Consider the following 606-nt stretch of genomic DNA (forward strand, 5'->3'; position numbering starts at 1 on the left):
GACCTCTACCCGAAGGGCGGTGACCTGTCGCGTGCGCAGTTCTGGACCGGCCTGCGCCCGGCCACGCCGGACGGTACGCCGGTGATCGGCGCCACGCCGTTCCGCAATCTGTACCTCAACACCGGCCACGGCACGCTGGGCTGGACCATGGCGTGCGGCTCGGGCCGCTACCTGGCCGACCTGATGAGCGCGCGCCAGCCGCAGATCAGCACCGAAGGCCTGGATATTTTCCGCTACGGCCAGTACGGTCACGCGCCGCAACAAGAGAACCGCACATGCGTCCTGCCCGCGCGCTGATCGATCTGGGCGCCCTGCGCAGCAACTACCGGCTCGCCCGTGAACTGGGCGGTGGCAAGGCCCTGGCGATCATCAAGGCCGATGCCTATGGCCACGGCGCAGTGCGCTGTGCGCAGGCACTGGAAGGCGAGGCCGATGGTTTCGGCGTGGCCACCATCGAAGAGGCGCTGGAACTGCGCCAGGCCGGCATCCGTGCGCCGATCCTGCTGCTGGAAGGCATCTTCGAGCCCAGTGACATGGCGCTGGTGGCCGAACACGATTTCTGGTTCGCGGTGGGCTCGCCGTGGCAGCTGGAAGCCCTGGTCGCGT

General features: G+C 68.5%; 2 protein-coding genes. Both read left to right on the forward strand.

The annotated features are described in order from the left end of the window. Positions 1-297: FAD-dependent oxidoreductase (locus tag DAI20_RS19800; protein ID WP_159085148.1), on the forward strand; the 297-nt coding region annotated here is incomplete at its 5' end. Next, the coding region (locus tag DAI20_RS19805) for an alanine racemase (protein ID WP_240606146.1) at positions 276-606 on the forward strand (331 nt) is incomplete at its 3' end. The genes DAI20_RS19800 and DAI20_RS19805, both read left to right, overlap by 22 nt.

The sequence above is a fragment of the Planctomonas deserti genome, assembly GCF_003067705.1.
Taxonomy (GTDB): Bacteria; Actinomycetota; Actinomycetes; order Actinomycetales; family Microbacteriaceae; genus Planctomonas; species Planctomonas deserti.